The 17,453-nt window shown below is 47.6% G+C and carries 11 protein-coding genes; 7 read left to right on the top strand and 4 right to left on the bottom strand.

Annotated elements, in window-relative coordinates:
- The first annotated feature begins 167 nt into the window (after nt 1-167).
- The 7 genes from G499_RS0116880 to mutS all read left to right on the top strand — a co-directional run bounded on the left by G499_RS0116880 (nt 168) and on the right by mutS (nt 13,358).
- A complete protein-coding gene (locus tag G499_RS0116880; RefSeq protein WP_027000908.1) occupies nt 168-5,171 on the top strand; it encodes a SpoIIE family protein phosphatase in 5,004 nt (1,667 codons plus the stop codon).
- Nucleotides 5,172-5,308: 137 nt separating this feature from the next.
- Nucleotides 5,309-5,845 (top strand): SiaB family protein kinase, encoded by a 537-nt coding sequence (locus G499_RS0116885; protein ID WP_027000909.1) that lies wholly within the window; start codon nt 5,309-5,311, stop codon nt 5,843-5,845.
- Between the two features lie 69 nt (nt 5,846-5,914).
- Nucleotides 5,915-6,313, top strand: coding sequence for a DUF1987 domain-containing protein (locus G499_RS0116890; RefSeq protein WP_027000910.1), 399 nt, complete (start codon nt 5,915-5,917; stop codon nt 6,311-6,313).
- Nucleotides 6,314-6,439: 126 nt separating this feature from the next.
- On the top strand, nt 6,440-8,419 hold the full coding sequence (locus tag G499_RS0116895) for a tetratricopeptide repeat protein (RefSeq protein ID WP_027000911.1): 1,980 nt from the start codon (nt 6,440-6,442) through the stop codon (nt 8,417-8,419).
- A gap of 175 nt (nt 8,420-8,594) precedes the next feature.
- A complete protein-coding gene (locus tag G499_RS0116900) occupies nt 8,595-8,984 on the top strand; it encodes a DUF1987 domain-containing protein (protein ID WP_027000912.1) in 390 nt (129 codons plus the stop codon).
- A 38-nt stretch (nt 8,985-9,022) separates the two neighbouring features.
- The gene (locus G499_RS0116905) at nt 9,023-10,282 is read left to right on the top strand and encodes a competence/damage-inducible protein A (RefSeq protein ID WP_027000913.1); all 1,260 of its coding nucleotides are present in this window, start codon (nt 9,023-9,025) and stop codon (nt 10,280-10,282) included.
- A 475-nt stretch (nt 10,283-10,757) separates the two neighbouring features.
- Nucleotides 10,758-13,358 carry a DNA mismatch repair protein MutS gene (mutS, locus tag G499_RS0116910; RefSeq protein WP_027000914.1) on the top strand — a complete coding sequence of 867 codons (2,601 nt, stop codon included), beginning with the start codon at nt 10,758-10,760 and terminating at the stop codon, nt 13,356-13,358.
- 33 nt (nt 13,359-13,391) lie between these two features.
- Here the strand turns inward: mutS and G499_RS20550 are convergent, their stop codons facing one another.
- The 4 genes from G499_RS20550 to G499_RS0116930 all read right to left on the bottom strand — a co-directional run bounded on the left by G499_RS20550 (nt 13,392) and on the right by G499_RS0116930 (nt 17,450).
- On the bottom strand, nt 13,392-14,558 hold the full coding sequence (locus G499_RS20550) for a GNAT family N-acetyltransferase (RefSeq protein WP_161627781.1): 1,167 nt from the start codon (nt 14,556-14,558) through the stop codon (nt 13,392-13,394).
- A 147-nt stretch (nt 14,559-14,705) separates the two neighbouring features.
- A complete protein-coding gene (locus G499_RS0116920) occupies nt 14,706-15,551 on the bottom strand; it encodes a mechanosensitive ion channel family protein (protein ID WP_035727953.1) in 846 nt (281 codons plus the stop codon).
- 129 nt (nt 15,552-15,680) lie between these two features.
- Nucleotides 15,681-16,286, bottom strand: a complete 606-nt coding sequence (gene bioD, locus G499_RS0116925; RefSeq protein WP_027000916.1) for a dethiobiotin synthase — start codon at nt 16,284-16,286, stop codon at nt 15,681-15,683.
- 12 nt (nt 16,287-16,298) lie between these two features.
- Entirely contained in the window at nt 16,299-17,450 is a 1,152-nt protein-coding gene (locus tag G499_RS0116930; protein ID WP_027000917.1) for an aminotransferase class I/II-fold pyridoxal phosphate-dependent enzyme, read from the bottom strand.
- Between the last annotated feature and the right edge of the window lie 3 nt (nt 17,451-17,453).

Below are 17,453 nucleotides of genomic sequence, written 5' to 3' on the forward strand. Positions count from 1 at the left end.
TGTTTTGGCGTAAAAATTGAACAAATAAATAGAATTTCGCAAACTTATTGTGAGCAAAAGCAGGATTTTCACAAATAGCCCTTAATTTTGCTACCACTATTTTGTACGGGCTTCTGCTGTACAAAAACTTCACAAACACAGCTTATTACCATCGGCATATACCCTGAATGAAAGCCCAACGTTATTATTTTTTATACATACTATTTCTTTGTTGTTCGTTCATCCCAACAGCCCACGCACAGTTGTTGGAAGGGCTACCACATATTGATTTATATACCTCTGATGAATACAATGCTGATCGCAATATCTGGGGAGTAGTAGAAGACTTTAGGGGGGTAAGCTATTTTGGTTCCAACCAAGGTCTGTTGGAGTTTGATGGGCTGCGTTGGCAACTACACGAGCTTCCCTCTCGTACCCGTTTGCGCTCGATGGTATTTGGGGATGACCAGCGGCTTTATGTCGGAGCCATTGGCGAGATTGGCTACTTCGATTATGACGAACGCGGGCGCTGGCAGTATACCTCACTCTTGCCACTTATTCCTGAAGGACAACGACGTTTTACTGAGGTTTGGAATGTATACAAGACCAAGTACGGCATCGCTTTTTGTACCTTTACAGCCATCTACCTCTACCAAAACAACCGTATTCAAGTATGCCTGCCCAGCGAAGGCAGCACTTTTCACATCGCCCATACCGTACGCGAAGAGCTATATGTACGCGAGGTAGGTAAGGGCCTGCTCAAATACCACCAAGGGCAGATGATGTTGATGGCCGATGGGGAAAAAATGGCTGATGTACGGCTCTATGGTTGGGTAGGTCTGCCCGACAACAGCTTCTTGGCCTTTACACGAGAAGACGGCCTGATGCGCTACAAAAACGGTCAGTTTGAACCTTGGAACCCACCAGTGGCCGACTTTATCAACAAAGCGCAAGTATACAAAACCGAAGTACTCCGAGATGGTACTATCGCTGTAGCCACCCTCACACAGGGCTTGGCCATCATCAACACACAAGGCGAACTTGTCAGCCTATTTAACCGTAACCGTGGCCTACCCGACAATACCATCTACAAAGTATATGAGAACACCGAAGGCAATCTTTGGCTTTGCCTCAGCAACGGGATTGCTTTTGTAGAGCGTAACACAGCTTTTTATACCATCGATGAGCGCCTTGGGCTAGAGGGCGACGCCCAATTGCCTATCCAATATCAGGGCAGGCAATATCTGGCTACCTCGCGTGCACTCATGCAAGCCACCCCTCTTGGGGCAGATGATTGGCTCAAAGGAAAGGTAGCACCCTTCACGCTAGTTCCCAACACCACTAATTTCATCCTTTCTTTGGCTGTTGCCCAAGACCGCCTGTTGGTAGGGCATATCAATGGGCTTTATGAGCTGGATGCCAACAACAAGGTACGGGATGTTTCGCGCAAGCGGATAGAGTTTTTGGCCAATACCAAAGACCCCGAAGTAGTCTTGGCTGGTACAACCAACGGCATCGCCGTATTGCGCTGGAAAAACAAACGCTGGGAAGATGAAGGTATCCTCAAGGGTTTTGACTTTGAGGCCGTTTCGGCCAGTACCCAAATGATAGAGCAACGCCGTGGGATATGGTGGGTAGCAGACCCCGCACACGGCCTGAGCAAGATTGAACTGAATGAAGACTATAGCCGTATCCTGAAACAAGCTCGCTACGACCAAACCAAGGGCCTACCCCTACAACTACACAACTACCCGGCCCTGATAGGGCGCGAAGTATGGGTAGGGAGCGGTAAAGGACTGTACCGATATAACCCCCAAAAAGATATTTTTGAGCCACATACCGCTTTACAACAAGTACTAGGAGCCTATGGGAAAAAAGCCACTACATTCATCCACCAAGATGGCAAGGGTGTAATTTGGCTTGTTTGTGAAGGACGTGTGATTCAATTGTATCCACAAAAAGACGGTACATACCAACTAGACGACCGCAAGTTTCGTCGCTTACAAAAAGTGCGTGCCCTCCACTTTAACCCCGACGGAACCCTGCTCATCATACACGATAACCGCCTGACCTATTACCAACCCAAACACCAGACCAAACGCAATACCCCCTTTAAAGCATACTTGCGCTTGGTACAAGAAGATGCCAGCGACAATGACTCCATCTTTTCGATGGGCATATACCGCGAAAAAAATAAAAAACTCAGCATACAACAACCTCGCACAGAGGTGTTCAAGCTGCCTTTTGCACTCAATAGTTTACGCTTTGCTTTTGGATCTAACGCCGGAGCACAACCCAAACAAACGCTATACAGCTACTTGCTAGAAGGGTTTGAAGACCATTGGTCGCCTTGGAACAGCAAGTTCGAAAAAGAATATACCAACCTCCGCCCTGGAAAGTATACCTTCCGAGTGCGGGCACAAAACGCAGCCGGGCTTGTCAGCCAAGAGGCACGTTACCAATTTGTCATCTTGCCCCCGTGGTACCGCACTTGGTGGGCTTATCTGCTCTATGTCGTAGGAGGGTCAGGTGTTATTTTTGCCATTGTTTGGCTCAATATCTACCGCATACGCCTCCAGCGCAAAGCGCTGGAGCGCAAGGTAGAAGAAAAAACCCTTGAGCTGCAAGAGCAAAACGAACGCCTCCGCGCTCAAGAAGAGGAATTGCGCCAAAATATGGAAGAACTCATTGCGACCCAAGAAGAAATGGCGCGCACCCAAGGAGAGCTTTTTGGCCAATTGACCGCCCTCGAAAACAGCAATATCATCTATGCCGAAATAGACCCTGTGGGTACAGTCCTCAAGGTCAATCAGTCGTTTATGCGTTTCTTTGAATACGACTGGCAAGAAGTACTCACGCTAGACCACCGACAGCTACTACCCGAAGCCTATGCCAATGATGAAGCGTATCGCACCGATTGGGAGCGTATCCTGAACGGCGAGTACCTCTCGGGTACATACAAACGCTACGACAAACAAGGCAACCTCAAATGGATAGATGCTATCTACTCCCCTGTGCGCGATGCCCAAGGGCAGATTATCAAGGTGCTCAATATCGGCTTTGACATCACCCGGGTACAGGAGTTGCTGGCCGAAAGCGAGGCACAAAACACCATCTTACAAGCACAGGAGAGCGAACTACGTCATGCCCTCGAAGAGGCCATCGCCCTGCAATCAGAACTACAAAAGAAAACAGCCATCTTCGAAAACTCCCGTGATGCCATCTGGCTCTTAGAAGGGGCTCAAATTATCAACTGTAATGAGGCTGCGGTAGCTCTTTTTGAAGGCAAACACAAGGTCGATGTCATCGGGCACGCTATGACAAAGTTCTTGCCCGAGCAACAACAAAATGGCAAATCTTCTGCCGAGCTCATCAATCGCCGTATCCAGAAAGCCATAGAAAAAGGCACCAACTTCTTTGAATGGCAACATAAAACCCTCCAAGGGCGGGTGTTCTATGCAGAGGTGATGATGAGCTATTTTGAATTTGAAAACAAAAAACTCCTCGCCGCCACCATCCGCGATATCAGCGAAAGAAAGCTTCAAGAAGAAGAAATACAGCGCCAAAATGAGCTCATCCTAGAGCAAAAAGTAGCTATCGAAGCAGCTCTCCAAGAGCAACAAGAGCAAAACGAGCGCCTCCGCGCCCAAGAAGAAGAGATGCGCCAAAATGTTGAAGAGCTGATAGCCATCCAAGAGCAAATGCAAGCTACCCAGCTAGAGCTTTTAGGACAAATGAGCGCCATCGACAGCAGTAGCGTGCTCAAGGCTGAGTATGCCCTCGACGGAGAGCTTATCGCCGCCAACAGCGCCTTTATACAGCGTTTTGCCCTGCCCGAAGACTGGCAAGAACAAAGCACCTTTTACCACAAAATGTTTATCCCTTCGCGCTATGCCGACTCATATGAGTATGATTTCTTCTGGGATAACCTGCGCGAAGGAGCCACCTACCCCGGAGAATTCAAACGCTATGGGCTAGACAAAAAACGCTTCTGGATCAATACGGTATACTCCCCCGTTACCAATGCCGAAGGCAAGGTCTACAAAGTCATTGAGCTGGCTTTCGACGTAACCGAGTCCAAACAACTCACAGAAGAGCTGCGCTACCAAGCCCAAATCTTGCGCGAGCAAGAGGAGCAAATGCGCCAAAATATGGAAGAACTGGTAGCCACCCAAGAGGCCATGGAGCAGAAGCAAATCGAGCTAGAAAAAACCTCAGAAGAGGTAGCCCGCAAAAACCAAAAACTCGAAGCCAACGAAACCGTCTTGCGCAAGGCTTATGAAAAAATGCGGAGCCAAGAAGAACAACTCCGCCTCAGCTACGAAGCCCTCAAGTCTCAAGAAGAGGAGCTGCGCCAAAATATGGAAGAACTGGTATCGACTCAAGATGCACTCAAACAACAGAAAGAGACGCTCGAAGTAAAAAATAAACTCATCACTGCCAGTATTCAATACGCCCTCAATATCCAACAGGCTATCTTACCTGGAGAAGAAGTGTTGCGGCAGTATTTCAAAAACTGCTTCGTGATTTTCCGCCCCAAAGACATCGTGTCAGGCGACTTCTACTGGGTCAGCCGCAAAAAAGATTGTTATATCGTCGCAGTTGTAGACTGTACCGGCCACGGTGTACCGGGCGCGTTTATGAGTATGATAGGCAATTCACTGCTCAACGAAATCGTCAATAACGATGGCCATATCAGCCCTTCGACCATTCTCGAAAAACTGCATCTTGGTATCCGCCAACGCCTCAAACAAGAGAACACAGACAATCACGACGGTATGGATGTAGCCATTTGTAGTGTTCGACACGTATCAGAAGCAGATTTTGAAGTTACCTTTGCCGGAGCCAAACGCCCACTCTATTACCTGCCCCAAGGCCACACCGAACTGCAAGTACTCCAAGGAGAGCGCAAGGCTATCGGAGGCTGGCAACACGAAATCGAGCGCCGCTTCCATAACCAAACCATCACCCTCACAACAGGAAGCCTCATCTACCTTTGTACTGACGGCATTGCGGACAACCCCAACGCCCGACGCAAAAAATTTGGAGAAATTCCCCTTCGCCAACTCCTACAAGAGCTAGCCACAGAGCCACTCCAAACCCAACAAGCCAAAATCATAGAGGCTATCGTTAATCATCAAGGACGCGCCGAGCAACGTGATGACATGACACTCGTAGCCATACAGTTGTAAAAACAGCACGAAAATTGTAACTCAATAACTAACAAGCTCAATACACCAAAATCAATTACAAAAAAAACGATAGATTTGATTAATTACGAATTTTATTGTTAATTGGTGAAGTAATCTGAAGCCCTAAATATACGACCGTGGGAAACTTTAACTTTTTTGAGTATCACACACTGATTAGCAACGATAATGTGCTACTCTCATACAAGGGTCCTCTGACAGACATCTTGCTTGCCGAATTCAGCAGAGATATTCGTGATAAGCTCAAGGAGGATAAACGTGCTGGTAAGAAAGTCTTTGCCATTTTTATGGAATTGGCTCAGAATGTCTTGTATTACTCTAAGGAGGTGAATCTTTTCGGAAACAATGATAAGGTGGGGACTTTGGTCATCCTAGATATAGGGGACGCATACAAAGTCATCACTGGAAATATGGTTTACAAAACATCACTACCCCTACTGATTGAGAAATGCGAAATGGTCAACTCTTTGGATCGAGATGCACTGCGCGAATACAAACGCGAACTGCGCAGCGCCCCTTCTGAAGGAGAAAGCCGTGGAGCAGGCATCGGGTTGGTGCAGGCCGCCCTCACTGCCGATAATCACCTCGAAATGATTGTCCAAGAGCTGCAAGGCGAACACGCCTTCTTTGTCTTGGGGGTATTAGTCGAAAAATAAACCACCCTCCTAACGCTAACTCAAGTCAAACTCCAATATCACACCCATAAACACTGAAACATAACATATATGGAAAATTTAGAAATAAAAGGCGAAAGCGGCGTATACTTTATCCCCAATGTAAGCCTCAACGCTCAAACAGGGACTTGCGAAATCTCTGGAGAATCATATCTGGAAGATACTAGCGAGTTTTATAACGGTATCATCAACTGGATCGAACAATATACTATCGAAGTAAAAGGTGCATTGACTTTTAACTTCAAGCTGACTTATTTCAATACTAGCTCTTCGCGTAGCATCTTGGATGTACTACGTACACTCAAAAAATACCAAGACCAAGGCGGTGGCGTAACTATCAACTGGTATTACCCCGAAGACGATGACAGCATCGCCGAAGAGGCCGAAGACTATATGAAAGACACCGGCTTGGCGATTAATATGTTCTCTTTTGAACCTGATGAAGACTAAACCCTCAAGAATACAGACCACGACATAATGCCCTTTTGTCAGAGGTCTAATCTTGATGTGAGCCAAGGCGTGGGTTGAACCCAACTCACGCCTACACCCCCGACTGTTATAAGGGACTTCGATTGCATGAAACACATTTTACGAGCACCTCTAAGTCTGCTGCTGGTATGGGTATTGGCTTTGGCCTTCACCCACACAACAACGGCTTATGGCCAAGCTTCTTCCAATAAAGTAGAGCAACTAACACGCTTGCTAAGCGCTGCCAATACTGACAGCAGCCGCATCAGTGTATTGCATCAACTTTTTGATGAGCTGCTCAATTATGAGCCTGCAAAGGCCCGTAAATATGCTACCGAAGCACTCGAATTGGCTAAAAGCAGCCAAAACCATAGCGCCACCGCTGAAAGCCTTGATAAGTTTGGTATTTTTTATCGCCGCCAAGGTGATTACCGCCAAGCTACCGACTATTTTGAACAGGCGCTACAACTGCGGCAACGACACCAACTCAACCACCAGCTTGCGCTCTCTTATAACCACCTCGCCAATATGGCCGTTATCCGAGGCGATAACGAACGTGCTTTGCAATATTATCAAACCGCGCTCAATATCCGCCGCGACAACAAAGACCCCGAAGGCATTGCTGTCAGCCTAGCCAACCTAGGAGGGTTTTATTATAGACTCAAAGACTTCACAAACTCCATTGACCACCACCAACGCGCCCTGGCCATTGCCGACTCTATCGGCAACAAGGGTATGGTCAACTATAATCTCTACCGTCTTGGAGAAGGTTGTTTTTTGGTAGAAGATTATAAAAACGCCCTCAAATATTACCGTCAGTTGCTCTATACCGCCCAAGCGCAAGGTGATAAATTTGAAATGCAGCGCGCCTATCAAGGAATCTCAAAAGTATATGCCAAAATAGGAGACTACAAACAAGCCTACGAATATTATCAATACCACTCCATCGCCAAGGAGCAGATGTATGAGGAGAAAAGCTCCCAACGAATCGAACAAGTACAGGCCGAAAAAGAACAAACCAACAATGAGCTGATGCTCATCAACCAACAACGTGAAGAAGAACGCAAACGTAACCGCTTGGTACGTATCTTCTTGGCGGTAGCCTTTTTGTTGGCTAGCTCTATCGTGGTCATTCTGTACCGAAACAACCAACAAAAACAGCGTACCAACTTCTTGCTCGAACAACAAAAGCGCGAAATCGAACGCAAAAGCCAAGAACTCGAAAAGCAAACCGCCCAAATCGAACAACAAAACCAGTCCATCACCCGAAATAAGGATACGCTAGAGCGCGCTTTTACCGAAATTGAGCGCAAAAATAAAGAAATGACGGCCAGTATCAACTACGCCCAGCGGATACAACAGGCGATGCTGCCACTCGATAAGATGATTGTACGCCACTTGCCCGAACATTTCATCTTATTCCGCCCACGGGATATTGTGTCAGGCGACTTTTACTGGTTTTTGGAAAAGGATGACAAAATATTTCTGGCAGCCGTTGACTGTACCGGCCACGGTATCCCCGGCGCTTTTATGAGCTTGATTGGCAGTGATTACCTCACCCATATCATCAATCTACAACAAATAGAACACCCTACCGAAATCCTCAACCAATTGCATTTTAGCATTACCAAAGCCCTAAAACAAGAAGAAACTGACAATAGGGATGGGATGGACGTGGCTATGTGTGTGATTGATAAAAAATCCAATACGCTTCAATATGCCGGCGCGGCTCGCCCACTATTGTATGTGCAAGATAATGAGATGAAAGAGCTGCTTTCGACCAAGCTGCCCATCGGTGGGTTTCAAATAGAAACCGAACGCGATTTCGTTACTTATACCATTCCCATTGACCGGCCAACGACCTTTTATATCTATTCCGACGGCTATCAAGATCAGTTTGGTGGCCCCAAAGGTCGAAAATTTGCACAAAAAAAGCTCAAATCTCTACTTTTTGATATCCATCATCTCCCTGCCAAAGAGCAGAAAAAAGCGCTCGAAACAACCCTCGACGATTGGATGCAAGACAATCGCCAAATGGACGATATCCTCATCATCGGAGTACACCTCAGCCCTCTTCATAAATCCTAAGCTCAACTAACCACAGTTAGAGATTACCTTACATTCTTTAATCAACAAGCTAACAGTTAGTTACTCTAATTTTATACTGCTAGTTTTATCCCTAACCATTAGTTAGTCAAGGATTCTGTGTATATTTGTAAAAGCACAATACGCTCAAGGTTGATACTATTGATTCTCTGAATATATGGACTTTCTCATACCAAAAACTGAGTCTACCCCTGAGGTTAATTTTAAAGCAGAGCAAGGCGTGGTTGAAATAAAAGGTGTTTCTATTCCAGAAGATACCGACCAATTTTACCTCCCTTTGTTAGACAAAATCGAAGCACACATCCGCACAAAACCCAAAGGGCTATTTCGTTTGGTGCTCAGATTTATCTACATCAATACCGGCACTTCAGCATCGGTAGCCAAAACCCTCAGAGCTTTGGAAGTATTGACTGTAGAGACTGAGCGTGATATCCGTATAGAATGGCATTATGAAAAAGGAGATGAAGACATGAAAGAACTAGGGGACTACTTTGAGTCTTTTACCTCTCTTTCCTTTGAAAAAGTGCCCTGCAACGAAATCAGCTAAGCCTTACGTTTATCTGCTACCCTTTTTGATTTGGCCTTATGAAGCATACCCTACGCGCTGAGATAATTACCATTGGCGATGAACTGCTCTATGGGCAGATTCAGAACACCAATACCACTTGGATGAGCCAAGCGCTCACCAGTATTGGTATCAAAGTCAACCGGCAAATCTCTGTAGGGGATGAAGCAGGTCAAATCAAGGCCGTACTGCGTAGCGCCTACGAAGGAGATGCACAGATACTTTTGCTTACAGGAGGCCTAGGCCCTACCAAGGATGACATTACCAAAAAAACATTGGCTGACTTTTTTGGAACCACCCTCGCCCCACATCCCGAAGCCCTAGCTGCTGTGGAGGCCTATTTTCATCAAAGACAACGTATCCCCAGCGAAGTACAAAAGCAGATGGGCTGGATGCCCACCAATGCCAAGTTCTTAGTCAATAGTACTGGTGTTGCTGCGGGTATGTGGTTTGAAGAACAAGGTAAAATCCTTGTATCAATGCCCGGTGTGCCTTCCGAAATGCGCGCTATTATGCAGGAAGAGGTCATCCCACGCCTCAAACAACACTTCATATTGCCCGTTATCCAACATAAGGTCATCCGTTGTGTGGGGCAGGGCGAATCATTTTTGGCCTCCAAAATCGCCGAATGGGAAGATAATTTGCCCGAAAATATGGGGCTGGCTTACCTACCACAGGTCGGAACAGTAGACCTACGCCTAACGGCTACCGGCCAAGAGGCCTTACAACTGCGTCAGGAAATGGAACTACAAGTAGGGCAATTACTCCCCCTCATAGGCCGCTATATCTATGGCTACCAAGATGAGACACTTGAAGAAGCCATTGGCCAGCTACTGTTATCCAATCAAGCCACAATAGCAACTGCCGAAAGCTGTACAGGCGGGTATTTGGCGCACCTGTTTACCAAGGTTCCCGGCAGCTCGCGCTATTACCAAGGAGGTATCGTGGCCTATGCCAACGAAGTAAAAATGGCACAGTTGGGGGTAAGTGCCGACATCCTCCAAACCCACGGAGCCGTCAGTGAGGCCTGTATCCGTGCAATGGCCGAAGGCGTACGCCAACGATTAGGTACGGACATCGGGGTAGCAAGCAGCGGAGTAGCCGGCCCTGATGGAGGCTCCGCCGAAAAACCCGTTGGCACGGTTTGGGTGGCTTATAGCGATACCCAAGGCACTTATAGCAAAAAACTATTGCTCACCCCCGACCGCGCCCTGAACATCCAATTAGCCTCTATCCTAATCTTGGATTTGATTCGAAAAAAACTTAGCAATATATTGTAGGTCAAGCTCTTAGGCCATCGCTTATAGACAACGAAGGGATACCTTCTTCCAACAATTTGGTAAAAATTTAGCGCGCATTTTATACCCCCAATCACAACTGGTTTGAGAAACCTACACACTGAGCATCCTTGATAATCAAGAAAATCAACTCTTGTAAATCCCCAAACCCTGTGAATCTTGGTGATGGTTCCCAAGGACATTACCCCTTCAGGGCTTTTTCAGCAACGTAGTTGTGGTAACATCGATAGAAAAACCATATTTTTTGAAGAAAAGCTCCGTAGTTGCGCCACCATACAGGAGCTAACGATATCGTTACTCCGGAGCCTTTTGTGATGGTGCATTTATTGGGTATAAATGATTTTGATGCTATCGGCCTAGATTTGTGCCTAAACTTCGGAAGAACCAGCCAAAAGCCTTAAATTTGCTAGCTACTGGATTTTTCAAAACAACTCCTCTGACAAGACGCACACCCACTATGGCCAAGAAAAAAACGCCTCAGGAAACCCCGATGATGAAGCAGTATTATTCTTTCAAAGAAAAATACCCGGGGGCGATTTTACTCTTCAGGGTGGGTGATTTTTATGAGACTTTTGGCGAAGATGCCATCAAGGCCAGCAAGATCTTGGGCATTACACTCACCAAGCGCCACAACGGTGCTGCGTCAGAGATGGAGCTAGCCGGCTTTCCACACCACTCGCTCGAAGCATACCTGCCCAAGCTGGTACGCGCAGGGCAGCGCGTAGCCATCTGCGACCAAGTCGAAGACCCTCGGTTTGCCAAAAAACTGGTCAAGCGTGATGTAACTGAGCTGGTTACGCCCGGAGTTTCGTACCACGACAATGTGCTCGATACCAAACATAACAATTATCTCGCAGCACTACATCAGCAAAAAGAACAATGGGGCATTGCTCTGCTCGATATCTCTACCGGTGAATTTCTATTGGCACAAGGCTCAGAGGAATATGTCGACAAGCTATTACAGAGCTTTCAGCCTGCCGAACTATTGTTTAACAAAAAACACAAACAAGCTTATTACGACCGCTTTGGCGACCAATACCATGTCTTTTTCTTAGACGACTGGTTTTTCCAGTTCGACTTCGCCACCGATGCACTCTTGCAGCATTTCAAGACACAATCGCTCAAAGGCTTCGGTATTGCCGACCAACCCGAGGGCATTGTAGCCGCCGGAGCTGTCATGCATTACCTCAGCGAAAGCCGCCATACCAACCTACAGCATATTTCGTCCTTGGCGCGACTCGAAGAAAGTAATTATGTATGGCTGGATAAGTTCACCATTCGCAGCTTAGAGCTCCTTTATCCACAGCACGAAAACGGGGTGGCGCTTATCGACGTACTCGACCAAACCGTTACGCCTATGGGGGCGCGCTTGCTGCGCAAATGGGTCGCCCTGCCCCTCAAAGAAGTAAAACGCATCGAAGAGCGTCAGCAGATTGTCAAAATATTACTCGAAGACCCCGAAGTACTCGAAAAAACGGTAGACTCGCTCAAACCTATGGGCGATTTGGAGCGCCTTATCTCGAAGGTGGCCTCGCTGCGTATCAAACCACGAGAATTGCAACAAATCAAACGTGCACTAGGCCATATTGCCACGCTCAAGCAGTGGCTCGAAAGCAGTCCGCACGAGCTGCTCCATAAGTTTGGCAACCAACTCAACAACTGTCAGTTTTTGTATGACAAAATCGACAAAACCCTGCTTGACGAGCCCAAGAATGTCCTCAATGAAGGGCAGCTTATCAAGGCCGGCGTAGACGCAGAGCTGGACGAGCTGCAAGATATTGTCCGCAATAGCAAGGACTACCTAGAGCAAGTGCGCTTACACGCCATCGAAGAGACGGGCATCAGCTCGCTCAAGATCGACTACAACAAAGTTTATGGCTATTACCTCGAAGTAACCCACACACACCGCAGCAAAGTACCCAAGAGCTGGATACGCAAACAAACCCTCACCAATGCCGAGCGCTACATCACCGAAGAGCTGAAGGTGTATGAGGACAAGATTCTGAATGCGGAGGAGAAAATATTTGTCATCGAGCAGCGCTGTTATGAAGCCCTCGTGCGTGAGGCGGTAGATTTTACCCAGAGTATCCAACAAAACGCCAGGGTGTTGGCCACCCTCGACTGCCTAAGCAACTTTGCCCACTTGGCACAAAAAAACCGCTATACCTGTCCCACACTCAGCGACGACAACGCCCTTCAAATCGTTGGCGGGCGACACCCTGTCATCGAGCAACAGCTCCCCCCGGCCACGCCCTACATCCCCAACGATACCTACCTCGACAGCGAAAGCCAACAGATACTCGTCATCACCGGCCCCAATATGGCCGGAAAATCAGCCCTGCTCAGGCAGGTAGCCCTCATCACCCTGATGGCACAAATGGGCTGCTTTGTCCCTGCCGAAAAGGCGCATATCGGCATTGTAGACAAGGTCTTTACTCGCGTAGGGGCTTCCGACAACCTCTCCAAAGGCGAGTCTACCTTTATGGTAGAGATGACCGAAACAGCCAGCATCATGAACAACCTCAGCGACCGCAGCCTCCTGCTGATGGACGAGATTGGGCGCGGAACCAGTACCTACGACGGTATTTCGATCGCCTGGGCTATTCTGGAATACCTGCACCAACACCCCAACCTACGCCCCCGAACTCTCTTTGCCACACACTACCACGAGCTCAACGAACTGAGCAAGTCCTTGGAGCGTATCAAAAACTACCACGTAACGGTCAAAGAAGCCGGGAACAAAATTGTGTTTATGCGCAAACTGGCCGAAGGAGGCAGCGAGCATAGCTTTGGTATCCACGTAGCGCAAATGGCCGGCATGCCCCAGCAGATTGTCCGCCGTGCCGAAGAAATTATGCAACACCTAGAGCAAAACCGCAGCCGAGAGGTTACACAGGCCAACCTACAAGAGCTGCCTCAGCAAGTACAGATGCATATCTTTGAGCCCTCGCCCGAAGTAGAAGCCCTGCGCAAATACCTCAAAAAAATCGATGTCAACAGCCTTGCCCCTATCGAGGCCTTGCTCAAGCTCAACGAACTCAAAAATATGCTGAAATAACTCCCCAACTGTGGCGTTCTAAAAACACCTGATTTATAACCCGTAGCGTTGCATTGCCGGAATGGCAAAGCGAACTGAAAAAAATCGAAACAGCTGCCAAGGCAAACGCCGCCACCAAGGTAAATGCCGGTAGAAGGCCAGATTATACTCCAGATAAGGGATACCCCCTCTCATTTTTTTGAAGGGGGCAGCTCCAGAGCTAAGGTTCACCAAAGGATAGGCCTGTTGGCGTGCCTCTTGTATCAGATTGAAACTAAGGTAACGATACAAATCAAGCGCTTGTGGATGATTGCGGTCATAGCCAATCAGTGGCGTAGTCAGTACACCCTCACAAGCATACAACGCGCTTACCCCATCGATGCGGCCTGTTTCGCGATGACGCAAAACCCAAATCGGCATCCAAGCACTTTGTATTAAAGCAGCAATATACGTAGTCGTGTAGTGTGGATTGAAGGAAGAGTATTTTTCTAAATAAAGTTGATTGTATAACTGCTGTATTCTATCAAGTTCCTCACTGCTAGGGTTTTGAATTAGCTCCCAAGTATATGTCTGCTGCTTTTGCCAAAGCTTTTGGTCAGACTTATACATTCTTTTTTTGCCAAAACCCTCCTCTTGTGTAAACAACATATACACCTGTCTACTGATGATTGGCGTGCCTTTGAGCGCACAAAGTTCTGCCAAAAGTTGTACGTTATCACACTCATTGACCGACCGAAACACTATGGCGTGTTGTGGAAAATGTTGAAAAAGCCAAGGAATCATTGCTTGCAGCTGGGCCTCGCTGATAGCCGGGTATAAGTTGGTAGATACGAGCCAGTTGTTCACAAACAATACTTTATCAAATAAACAAGCTTTGCAAAGCCGCTTGGCAAGGCGCAACACCGGAGCAGCAAAGGGCTTTAGCCGGTTGTTGTCGTCTATCTCCAATTGGATTTCTTCGATGGTCAGATCTATGTACTGCGAGGTGGGCGAGCTGAGATAAGTTGCGGCTTCGGCCCGAGAATTACCCTCTACTAGGGGCAACAATAAGTCATCTATGGCCAACAAATAGCATTGGTTAGGGGCATTTGTTGCAAAATGTATGAGCTTGCCATCGGCAGAAAGAGGAGCAAACAATTGCTGAAGTACTGCGCCCTGTCGGTATTGCGTCCAAGGCAGATCCGCAAAATCAGCGTGTGTGTATAAGTGGAGATGAGACATAAAAAAAGCCACAAACTTGGCCTGTAAAGATGCACTTTTAAACCGACAAAGTACTATGCCAAGCTTCTTTTTAGCCCAAAAGCCTGCCCCCATCGGCTAAGACTTGGAACAGGCTTGTGAGCGTATATTTTGTTTGGTAGCGAACGTTTAGTCTTGGTCTTTTTTGAGATGTACGACCCGTTGTGGGAAAGGAATCTCGATGCCCTCTTCGTCCAGACGCAACTTGATTGCTTCGAGTACTTCTCCATAAACTGCCCAGTAGTCTGCGGATTTGCACCAAGGGCGTACTGCAAAATTGACCGAACTATCAGCCAAGCTTTGCACAAATACATTGGGGGCAGGCTCTTTGAGTACCTTATTATTAGTAGTCAATACTTCGTACAATACCTCTTTGGTTTTTTTGAGGTCGGCGTTGTAGCTCACCCCAATAATCAGATCGACGCGGCGGTTTGGTTCTTTACTGTAGTTGATGAGAGGGCTGTTGGAGAGGTTGCCGTTGGGGATGATGATATTCTTATTGTCTCCAGTTGTAAGTACAGTTGTAAAGATCTGAATCTCCTTTACTACTCCCATAAACCCTAATGCTTCTATAAAGTCTCCGACTTTGAAGGGTTTGAACGCCAGAATAAGTATCCCCCCGGCAAAGTTGGCCAAGCTACCTTGCAGCGACAAGCCAATAGCCAAGCTAGCTGCACCTAAGATAGCGGCGAAGGAGGTCGTCTGAATACCTAAAATAGAGGCTACTGTAATAAAAAGTACCACCAACAACACTGTGCGTATTAGGCTTTGCAAAAACTTGCTCAGTGAAGGGTCTTTGATGGTATGGCTGATGGCCTTCATTGCCAAGCGGGTAGCCAGCCGTACCAACCAAAGTCCTACAAAAAGCACCACTAGCGCATATGCCAGGGTCGTTAGTAAGGTCGTGCTGTATTGTACTACATAAGTAGAAAACAAGTCCTGCAATTGTTTGGGGTCAAGATTCATCAAGTTCATAAAAAGGGGTGAGGGTTATGAGAGTTAGAGAGTCATTTACACGCATTAAGTTAGCAGGCTATTTGGTAAAATGCTATTTTTCTTCAAAAAAAGAAAGCACATCCGGCGAATTTGCCACAGGGCATACTGTTAGAGATGCCTTAATACCCGTTCGGCATATCGTTTTACTGTGTCTTTATCTACAGAAGCTTCTTTCTTGATTTGCAATAAGCAAGGTACTTGGGCATACTGTAAGATAACTTCTTCGGCATAGAGGTTGCGTTCCCCGTTGAAGATAATACCTCGCAGACTGATGTCGCGCTGCCGGAGTGCCTCTATCGTCAGTAGGGTATGGTTGATACTCCCCAAGTAAGTGTTGCTCACTAAGATTACTTCGCAGCCAAATCGCTTGGCAATGTCAATGACAAAGGCTTGCTCGTTGATAGGTACCAACACCCCGCCGGCTCCCTCGATGATGAGGTGGTTTTCGGTATCGGGGAGCAGCAACTCTTCCAGGTGCATTGTTACCCCCACTGCTCTGGCGGCAGCTTCGGGAGCGATGGGCTGTTCAAAAGTATAGACAGCAGGGTGGAAAACCGTCCGCTCATTGCTGACCAAGGTCTGCATCACTTCGGTATCCGTGGGTTGTCCCGACTGGATAGGCTTCCAATAATCGGCTTGGAGCGCTTCGGTAAGGATGGCGCTGCACAGGGTCTTGCCGCTGTCAGTGCCGATGGCAGTAATAAAATAACGCATAAACTAAGAATCTCAGGAAATAGTGTGAAAAGAAAGCTGTTTGAGGGCTTGGCAGAGCTGTATGATTTGCACCGTACTATGGGTGGCATGTAGGCAAATACGCAAACACTCTTGCCCCAAGGGCACAGTAGGCGCTAAAATAGGCCGTACATCCATTCCGGCGGCTTGCAATGTTTGGGCGGCTTGGCGAGCGGCCTCATTTCCGCCCTCTACACGCCAAATTTGAATGGGAGCCGTACCCAAGGTAGGGTTTTTGAGTTGTTGGCAAAACAAGTCTATATTTTGGTGCAATTGCGTCTGCCACTGGGGCTGTGTTTCGAGCCATTGGAGTGCCTGTCCAATACCAATAGCGGTATGTAAGGGCATCGCTGTGGTATAAATGAAAGTTCGGGCAAAGTTAGTCAGATAATCAATCATCAGGCGGCTGCCTACTACACAAGCGCCGTGGTTGCCAAAGGCTTTGCCAAAGGTAAGAACACGCAACGGGACTGCTGTTTCGCCTAGGCCATCTTGCGCTACCAATCCCCGCCCTTGTGGCCCAAACACCCCTATGCTGTGTGCTTCATCTACGATAAGGTAAGCCCCATAGCGCTCACAACAGGCGGCCATCGCTTGGAGCGGCGCTTGGTCTCCATCCATAGAATATACGGACTCTACCACAACAAATGTCTGCCCTTGGCCTTGTTTTTTTTGAAGCTTTTGTTCGAGGGCTTCTAGGTCATTGTGAGCAAAATAATACCGTTTGGCTTGGCTGAGCCTAGCGCCATCGCGTAGGCTTGCGTGGATATTGGCATCACAAAGCAAGGTATCGCCTCGCTGTGGTAAGGTCGCCAATACGGCTACATTGGCCTGATAGCCACTATTGAATAATAGGGCGGCCTCTGTGCCTGCCCAATCAGCCAATTGCGCCTCCAAGTCCATCAGGTATGGATGGTTGCCCGAAATCAGCCGCGACCCAGTAGCTCCGCCACGTACGCCACCTTCAAGGCTACGCCAAGTATCGTGTACCGCTTCCCAGAAGCCCTGATGCCGGGCAAAGCCCAGATAATCGTTAGAGCAAAAGTCTACCAACTCTTGAGGAGCTGTCTTGAGTTGGCGGAGGTTTCCGTCTTCGAGGCGTTGCGCTAAAGCCGCTTGCCAAGATTTTTCAACAGAGTAACGCATTCC

Source organism: Eisenibacter elegans DSM 3317 (assembly GCF_000430505.1).
GTDB classification, from domain to species: domain Bacteria; phylum Bacteroidota; class Bacteroidia; order Cytophagales; family Microscillaceae; genus Eisenibacter; species Eisenibacter elegans.

Bases quoted from the DNA above. Each gene is read 5' to 3' on its own strand.
- G499_RS0116905 (WP_027000913.1), top strand. From the start codon at position 9,023: ATGAAGCATACCCTACGCGCTGAGATAATTACCATTGGCGATGAACTG.
- bioD (WP_027000916.1), bottom strand. From the start codon at position 16,286: ATGCGTTATTTTATTACTGCCATCGGCACTGACAGCGGCAAGACCCTG.
- G499_RS0116890 (WP_027000910.1), top strand. From the start codon at position 5,915: ATGGAAAATTTAGAAATAAAAGGCGAAAGCGGCGTATACTTTATCCCC.
- mutS (WP_027000914.1), top strand. From the start codon at position 10,758: ATGGCCAAGAAAAAAACGCCTCAGGAAACCCCGATGATGAAGCAGTAT.
- G499_RS0116880 (WP_027000908.1), top strand. From the start codon at position 168: ATGAAAGCCCAACGTTATTATTTTTTATACATACTATTTCTTTGTTGT.
- G499_RS20550 (WP_161627781.1), bottom strand. From the start codon at position 14,558: ATGTCTCATCTCCACTTATACACACACGCTGATTTTGCGGATCTGCCT.
- G499_RS0116930 (WP_027000917.1), bottom strand. From the start codon at position 17,450: ATGCGTTACTCTGTTGAAAAATCTTGGCAAGCGGCTTTAGCGCAACGC.
- G499_RS0116920 (WP_035727953.1), bottom strand. From the start codon at position 15,551: ATGAACTTGATGAATCTTGACCCCAAACAATTGCAGGACTTGTTTTCT.
- G499_RS0116895 (WP_027000911.1), top strand. From the start codon at position 6,440: ATGAAACACATTTTACGAGCACCTCTAAGTCTGCTGCTGGTATGGGTA.
- G499_RS0116900 (WP_027000912.1), top strand. From the start codon at position 8,595: ATGGACTTTCTCATACCAAAAACTGAGTCTACCCCTGAGGTTAATTTT.